Raw genomic sequence first — 8,160 nt, forward strand, 5'->3', positions numbered from 1 at the left:
ACGATCAACTAACTTGAAGCTTTTATCATTCGCAATTGCCACAGTTAGATAATCGATGATTTCTTCTGATGACAGCGGTGCGGGTGCCTCAAGATCCCAAAAACTGACTCGATGAATCTCCTCACCTTGAATTCTTCTTGCGCTCTGCTGAAGTGAGACCAAAAGAGATTGACTCAAGTTGGTCAACATTTGATGTCGATCCGTCAGTTCACTGATTGGATACACCCCCGCCCAGGCAATCGAAGAATTCTGAACGTCAATTGCTTTGAGGATCAAGGCCTCATCGTAGACAGTCCCATAAACAAACAATTCCACACCGAGTAGCTTGCCAAGTTCGCGATAATCGTTTGGAGAAACAAACTCAGAAAGTTGGATTTTCTGCTCTTTTAGAATCAATTGCAGTTTTGAGCGATCTGTAACCCGAAATCTCTCTCCACGAACAATTTTCACATGCGTATAATCGATCAACTGCTCCAAATCGATCGCCCTATTCCGACTGCGCTGCTTGATTCTTGAAATTGCAATCGTTCGATAGTTACCCACTAATTCATTGACAGAGTTAGCAATGCGTTCAGCTAGTGCTTCAGTATCTACTCGAGTCTTCTGTGCAAAGATCAGATTGGGAAACGCAAACATTAATAAAATGATGGGTAAACAAAGCCAATAGGATGCATTCCGACTAAACACTGACAATGGGGTGCTCCTCGCAAATTTTTTGGTAATAGCCCAATAACTGTTTATGAGCTCGGTCAATTCCTTGCTGTGCTTGATCACGTTGATAGGTGTCACTCGGTTTCCAATGTCTGGTTTTGAGTCGATAGGGGCGAAGTCCGTGCTCCGAATCAGAACTTTCACAAAACAATTCAGTGATTGGCGGCTTATCCATCCAAGCATTCCCAAGATTGATTTCTAAAGCTCGATACCATTTGGCGAACTGTTTCAAACGCGCTTCCTCGAAGTAACCTACCGGATTTAGTAATTCAATAACCTTCCGCAAAGACTCACTAGACACGTACCGATCGTAATCAACAACGTATAGGCTCTCTGATAAAAAGAGTGGTCCACCATGTAGAAAGAGCCCCTTACTTTTGACAGTTGACCCACTCTGTACGATCTCCAGGCCAACACACCCTTTTTCTCCAGCCAGAACCGCATCTTCAACATCTTCCACAGAAACAATGTTCAGCTTAGGGTAGGCTGCCATCACGATTCCCGTGTATCGACCCTTCACAAAGACCTGCTGCCCAAATCTGGAGAGTGTTTTCAGATTCAGTGGATGTTTCCTCTCAGAAACCTTGGAAATTAGGAAAAAGCCGACGATGTCCTGGATTTCTGTCTTCAGAACCTCATTGTAACTGCAGAGCATTGCTGAACCAGCTATACGGATTCCTGTAGGCTTTTCCAAGTGGTAATTATACATCCCCCATTTGGTAACCCGGGATGGATCTCTTAGATAGTATTGGGTCATCGAAAGGAGTTCATCTAACCCAACAACCGTAAAATCGACTTCATCCAATCGAATTAGTGAAGACCCGTTGTGTGGTTCTTCTCCCTCCACTCTGAGTTTGTACGGTCCAAGCTGCCAATCGTAACCTAAAAATCCCAGACGGTATGGCCGATGGAACCGTTTTCTATCAACAAATACTGAGAAGCAATTGGGTGCTTTAGAGCGAACCTCTTGCAAAAAGTTCAGCGCTTCTTCGAGTTTTAGGCTGCTCCGTGATTTGCTTTGGGACAAAATCTGCAGAATTACATCAACTTCTTTAGGAGATGCTCCAAGATCAACCAGTCTCTGAAGGAAATTATTCAGTGTGCGCCCAGAACGGGGAATCGCACAGGTCACATGAAAAGGTGCATTCATAAATGGTCTAAATCAAGGAATCCATGTCATGCAACGGACGTGCGAACCTTTTGGGGCCAAATGATCGTATGATCAGACATTGTTAAGGAACATCATCGGGTTAGAGGTTTTGCCTTGAAGGGCATGGGCAAGACGTCAAGATAGGAATCAAATTTTTATTCAAGCTCTCGCAACCAAAGAAAAATGTCGCGAATCCTGCTGTTGTTAGTATCAATTTTCTTTTGCCCTCCCGTCTTTGCTGAATCGTCGCATGCATCACTCTTTGTAAAAACTGTCGAAGAATTCTCAATTTTTCCTGGGGAACAGCCGAATAACACAGTCTATCGCGATGGGAAATTGGTACTACAAAGCCCATCTGTTCAATGGTTAGACCTCATTCAAATCAAGGGCACAGATTCATGGCTGGTTTCAGGAATTGATGAAGAAGGTAAGTATCAAGGACATCTTCTCCTCAACGAGAAAGACAAGCTAGTGATGACCAATCAGGGCTACGGAGTCTATGATATTCTAAAACAAGAAACCGGTATTTTAGAAATTTACAGGACCCACAAGGGTCAACTGGAAATTATAAAAACTAAGTATAAGTCTGTGCGGAGTCCAACTGCTTCCCTAACTCATCTGGTCTTTGCCCACATTCGAGATTCCCGAAAAGAGCGAAACAAGCAAATCTTTGAGTTCCGTCTTCATCTCATTCGCCACGACTCTATAGAAATCAAGAGCCTCAAGCTTTACCCAAAAGATGAGTCTGCCAAATTGGAGATGGATTGGATAGACAAATCCAAAATTCAAATTCGTTATCATGACGGCAAAACTAAAACTTTTGATCTAAAGAAGTACGCACCAACTCTTTTTTGACTGATCCCAATCCAATATAAATCCCATACTGGTCTCCATGTTAGCTCTCCCCTTCCCAGCGATTGATCCCGCTCTGTTTACTCTTGGTCCCATCTCTTTGTTTGGTATGGAGCTGGGCCCCTTTAGTCTGCGTTGGTATGCTCTGGCCTATATTGCGGGACTACTGCTCAGAAGGGTGTACGTCAATCGTATGCTGTTAGCAGAGGCTCGTTGGCCTGGTGGGAAATCACCTGTTCCAATGGAGGAAACCGAAAACCTCTTGATCTGGATGACTCTTGGAGTTGTGTTGGGTGGCCGACTTGGATATGTCTTGTTTTACAGCCCACATCTGCTCACAGAACCAGCAAGCGTGTTTGCAATGTGGAAAGGAGGAATGTCTTTTCATGGAGGCATGCTGGGTGTGGTCGTCTCTGTGATTCTCTATGCCCAACGTCACAAGGTTTCACTCCTCTCTCTTGGAGACGCCATCGCCATCGCAGCTCCAATTGGCTTATTCTTTGGACGCTTGGCAAATTTCATCAATGGAGAATTATGGGGTAGAGTTTCTGATGTTCCCTGGGCCATTGTTTTTCCACAAGTAGAATCTTATGCCCTGGCATATCCTGAGCTGGCAGCCACCATCGGCCAGGGACGTCATCCTAGTCAATTGTACGAAGCAGCCTTGGAAGGTCTTATCCTCTTTCTTGTACTGGCTCATCTCGCCTGGCGCACCGATGCTCTCAAGAGGCCTGGCACTTTAGTTGGCACATTCTTGGTGGGTTATGGCTTGGCAAGAGCATTCTGTGAATTTTTTAGAATGCCAGATGTGGGGATTGGCTTTGACCTAGCTTTTGGCAACCTCGGCATTTCCAGAGGGCAGTTGCTCTGTCTACCGATGATCATCGCAGGACTGCTGTTTCTGAAGTATGCACAAGGAGCACAATCAACCGAGCCAGCACCAAAGTCGTAGATTGCTTACTGTTTATCTCATCATCCTTTTCTAGAAAAATTATTGAGCAATTGTTCCCCAGGGATAATCAACAAATAACGTTGTTTCCTGCCCCTCAGATCCCGTTGCCACGTCAAAGCGATAGATAAACCCTGACCCAGTGACAAGTCTCGCTCCCAGCCCTGTAGAATTTCTCGACTCATCCCAAAGATCCTCTCGCTGCTCTGCAACTGTTCCCGTCTCATAAAAGAAAGCGAGTTGGAATCCTGTTCGAAAATCTCGAATGAAGTATAAGTCAAACGGAGTATTCTCGTCGGTCAGGTTCCAACGGAATTCATAGCCATAGAATTCGGTGTGAGCTCCACTGAAGCGCCCTCCAGCATAGGAACGCAAACGCGAACTACCACCGAGGCTACTGGCTGTTCCATATTTTCTGCTTGCTTGTGTATCAGTTGCTAATTTCTTTAAGCTTTCATCACAGGGATCACCTGCTGTGCAAGTATAATTAGTTCTCAAATCATCGAGAATTGATTGATAGTCAGTCACCCCTTCCTTGGTCACAGTAGCATCTGAACGAAAATAGTTGATAGCAAAGGTGCTACTCTCTAGCAGTGGTATGTACCCGGTCAAGTTAGTGTCGACCGTGTAGCTTTCTGAAGAGTCTGCTTCTATCGATGGAGATTCAGACCTAGTAGCTACGAATCGGACACCCATTCGAGGATCTAACCGGTCATCCGTAACATCGATCTGGGTTCCGTAGGTCAATCTTTGGAATGTAAAGGGCTCTGGATCGGCGTATTCCTGACGATTCTCTTCTTTCCCTTGATAGATCACAGCGCTGGGTTCTGAGCGGATGTTGTACTGGAGGGTAAAGAACTCCAGACGACGCTTCAAGAAAGTGAAGGTCAGTCGACCTCCGTACAAGGAAGTATTCTGTAATTCGACGATGTTGAAGTCGTCTGGATCCGAATCGATTCCTCGCTCACCATACTGCTTTTGCGAGCCCTTGTTGAATCTAAGATAGGTCACATCCAGCAGAACGTTTTCAGGCCACAACTCGATATCGGTTACACCAGTAATGGTTCCTTCAACATCTCCACCAACACCAACCAAGAAAAAATCTGTGGTGCTATCAAAGGTGTTATTGAAGGCTCCAATCACCCCAAGCCCTGTCCCCACACCAGGTAAGATGTAGGGTATAGGAGCGATCAGATATCCAAAGTCTCTTGGGAATTGTGAACGTCTGCGTTCGATGGCCTCTGAAAAACTAGTTAACAGAAGCATGGGAATCATTATCCAGAGGATTCGTAGAAACATAGGATCTCTCATTTACATCTAAGGAAAAGTAACAGAGTGTTGGTTCAAAAAAATATTCTTGCAGAATTTCAATGTATTGGATTGACCGGCTACATGTGCAAATGCTGTTCTTATTCTCAGAAACTAGAATTAAAGATAATTTCTGGAGTAATAGACAATCTTCCATGGCCTCTTGATTTTCATCAATCTTTTACTTGGATTAGATAAGTCAAATCAAAGAATACTAGATGGAATCCAATTAAAATTATTATTTTTCTAGAGTAATAAATTTCAAATTAGCTAAGATTTGGTTAAGTGTGATTTATCCATTCTGTAAAATAAGCGAGGTTATAAAATGATAGGATCAGCGAATAGAGCATGCAAAGCGTATCTGTTAGGGTTGAGTTTTTTATTCGCTCCAATTGTGTCTAATGCTGAATTACCAGTTGGCACAACTCCAAAGACCATTGTTCTAGAGGGGGAGCAGGGCAAATTGGTTGACGGTGGTGGCCCTTGGAAAAGTGACAGGTTCCTTGGTTACGTCACGATCCTTTTTTATGTGGACCCAGATGAGAGTGACTTGAACAACGCAGCCAGTGAGGCACTGAAGAATGCTAATCTGCCCGCAGACCAAGTTCGCTCTGTAGCGGTGATAAACATGGATGCAACGCTACTCCCGAATTTCCTGATCCAGGGCAAGTTGGAGGACAAGCAGAAGGAATATCAAAACACCCTCTATGTGATGGACTACAAGAAAGTCTTGGTAAATGAGTGGGGTCTAGGCGATCACAACAATGACGTTGTGATTTTTGACAAGCAGGGGGAGGTGCTCTTCAGCGTGGATGGTCAGCTGAACGACTCACAGATCGAGCAAATGCTTGCAGCTGTCAAAAGTGGATTCAATTGATTGGTAGCCTGATCTGTCATTTTTGAGGAAAATCCGGGGGGGGCACTTGAAAGGTCATGTCAGGATTTTCCACTTTCCACCCTTCGCTGTTGCAAGTGGCCACACAGGCTTGCTGCATGATTCTGAGGATTTTCCAGTAATGTTCTGCTGCAGGGCTCTTCATCCTGACATAGAGAAAGTACTGAATGGATCCTGACTGAATCGCGCTCATTTCGACACTCAACTCTTCTAAAAATGGTTGTAGCCCATTTTGGTCGATGAACAGCCCAATCGATTTTTCAAACGCACTCGGCACGAGATCCAAGCAGATCTCCTGGTGTTCAAGGCTGATTCCAAAACTTCCGACACAGGCAAAGGCACCCATCGAGAGATTTTTGATTGCTAGACTCAAATAATCACTAACCAAAAATGTTCGGATCATTTCTCTTGATTTGATCTGAACAAACTCTGGAGTTTGGATAACGACCTGACCAAACGTTCCATCTGGCAACAAAATATAGTCGTTTAAATTGGATGAAAACCAGGGTTCATCATTAGCAATCGGCTGAGAGATCAGCTGAGACATTTCGCTGAGAGGCATGCGCAACTCACCCCCCTCCAGAACCGGATTGACCAGATGGGAATATATGTTTATGGACTTCACCAGCCAAGGCACACCCTCGTAAGTGACCATTTCCCCTTCTCTGACGGCTCCCAAGTTCAATAGGAGCTTTGCCTCTGCCAGAAATTGAGGTAGATACTTCTTTAGCCCAATCGCAATCCCAGCCAGAATCAACAACGCCAAGCCCAAGAGCAGCCAGTCTCCAGTCACATACAAAACAATGAGAAAGACGGCTGTTGAGGCCATCATCATAAGAATTCTGTAGGTGTAGAAGAGCACTCGTGAGTATTGACTTCTGGTCTGAAATTCGTCGACGTCTTCCTTCGGAACCATAAAACGCAGCACACTCCGCATCCCGAACCAGACTGCCATGGTCGCAAGGACGGCCAACATCAGGTTTAGGCCCCGACCTGTTAAGAAAGCTCCAAAAGCTGACCAAACACTTGTCCAGATTGATTCCTGGCGAATTTGTAGATTTCTCAATTGCAGCTTAAACAATTCCAGGTTTCGCTGTGCCTCTGCCTTACGCTCTCGCCAATCTTTCTGAATTGTTTGGATTTGTCTTCTTGTCGCAAGATCGACCTCAGCTTGAGACCACTCTTCAATCTTAAGAATCGAGTTTTCAATTTCTGAAAGATTTTGCTGATAAAATTCTATGGTTTTCCGAATTCGCTCAATGGCTCTCGGCTGCTCAGTCAGATCCTTCAGGCTCTGAAAAATGGGTTGAATGATCTCGATTAGATCGCTTTGCCAGTCAAAGCTCTGATCAGGCACCTCCTTAAAATTTTCTAGGTCCAGTCCTCCAGTGACGATTGACTCAAAAGCTACCTCTGCGTTCTTCAGAATCTTCTCGGATTCAGCGACTTGTCCTTCAAGGGCTATTTCTGTCAACTGCGTTGGATTTTGATCTAGCTTTGCCCTCAGATCCTCGAGTATCTTCTGCTGCAAGCTGATGATTCCCGTAAATTCAATCAACTGCTTCTTTAACTCCTGCTGACGCTGTTGTGAATTTTGCTCTACGCTTTGCTGGATCTTATTCGGAGTATCAATCTGTTGATGTTGTCCCAGCCCTTCTGAGACAAGAACGAAATAGAAAAGAGCCAAACAAGCGAGTTTGACAATCAATAGCTTGGTGTGATTGGGAAAATGCATTTCAAACTTTTCAAGATCAATCGTTTCAAGACTCAAATGAAAAAGTTATAATTAGATATTATCCAAAAGCTAAAGAATTTATTTTTCATTTTTTTGAAAAAACTAAGAAAGATGGGAGCTGGTGCATTTGCGTCGTTTAGACAAATGAAGTAATCTCCGAGATTTGGAGATCTAAGGATGCAATGTCCTCACTGTGCTCATCCTGACTACATTCTCTATGGCACCAGCCGTGGTGTCCAACGCTACCGTTGCCAAGCCTGCTGACGGATCTTTCAGACGCTACAACGTGGCAAAGATCCAGCCCTCAAGCAACAGGTCTGTCAGCTCTATCTAGAAGGGATGGGGAGGCGAGCTATCGGCTAGGTTCTCGGCATCCATCACAAGACTCTCTCTCGCTGGTTGGTGCAAGCTGCCCAAGCACTCCCAGCAAGCCCACCACAGACCGAAGCCTGCTCTTTCATCGAATTCGATGAACTCTGCTCTTTGATCACTAAAAAAAGTCTCAATGTTGGCTCTGGCTAGCGGTGGACTCCATCTTTGGCAAGTTCCTCGGCTTTGTC

Annotated in this window: 8 protein-coding genes; 3 read left to right on the forward strand and 5 right to left on the reverse strand. The window is 44.8% G+C overall.

The genetic code is table 11. The annotated features are described in order from the left end of the window. Together P8O70_15305 and P8O70_15310 are read right to left on the reverse strand one after the other, a co-directional pair. Nucleotides 1-687: CsgG/HfaB family protein (locus P8O70_15305; protein MDG2198214.1), on the reverse strand; the 687-nt coding region annotated here is incomplete at its 3' end. Next, nucleotides 680-1,861, reverse strand: a complete 1,182-nt coding sequence (locus tag P8O70_15310; protein ID MDG2198215.1) for a hypothetical protein — start codon at nt 1,859-1,861, stop codon at nt 680-682. The genes P8O70_15310 and P8O70_15305, both read right to left, overlap by 8 nt. Nucleotides 1,862-2,044: 183 nt before the next feature. Between P8O70_15310 and P8O70_15315 the strand changes: the two genes are divergently transcribed. Both P8O70_15315 and lgt read left to right on the forward strand, forming a co-directional pair. After that, entirely contained in the window at nt 2,045-2,716 is a 672-nt protein-coding gene (locus tag P8O70_15315; GenBank protein MDG2198216.1) for a hypothetical protein, read from the forward strand. 37 nt (nt 2,717-2,753) lie between these two features. Further along, nucleotides 2,754-3,665 (forward strand): prolipoprotein diacylglyceryl transferase, encoded by a 912-nt coding sequence (lgt, locus tag P8O70_15320; GenBank protein ID MDG2198217.1) that lies wholly within the window; start codon nt 2,754-2,756, stop codon nt 3,663-3,665. A 39-nt stretch (nt 3,666-3,704) separates the two neighbouring features. Here lgt and P8O70_15325 read toward each other — a convergent pair whose 3' ends face one another. Next, nucleotides 3,705-4,961, reverse strand: coding sequence for a hypothetical protein (locus P8O70_15325; GenBank protein MDG2198218.1), 1,257 nt, complete (start codon nt 4,959-4,961; stop codon nt 3,705-3,707). A 334-nt stretch (nt 4,962-5,295) separates the two neighbouring features. On the opposite strand from P8O70_15325, the gene P8O70_15330 reads away from it, so the two are divergent. Beyond that, nucleotides 5,296-5,847: a YtfJ family protein gene (locus P8O70_15330; GenBank protein MDG2198219.1), complete on the forward strand. Its 552-nt coding sequence runs from the start codon at nt 5,296-5,298 to the stop codon at nt 5,845-5,847. 16 nt (nt 5,848-5,863) lie between these two features. Here P8O70_15330 and P8O70_15335 read toward each other — a convergent pair whose 3' ends face one another. Both P8O70_15335 and P8O70_15340 read right to left on the reverse strand, forming a co-directional pair. Beyond that, a complete protein-coding gene (locus P8O70_15335; protein ID MDG2198220.1) occupies nt 5,864-7,600 on the reverse strand; it encodes a hypothetical protein in 1,737 nt (578 codons plus the stop codon). A 330-nt stretch (nt 7,601-7,930) separates the two neighbouring features. Further along, on the reverse strand, nt 7,931-8,160 hold a 230-nt coding region (locus P8O70_15340), incomplete at its 5' end, for a hypothetical protein (protein ID MDG2198221.1).

It is taken from the genome of SAR324 cluster bacterium, assembly GCA_029245725.1.
Classification (GTDB): domain Bacteria; phylum SAR324; class SAR324; order SAR324; family NAC60-12; genus JCVI-SCAAA005.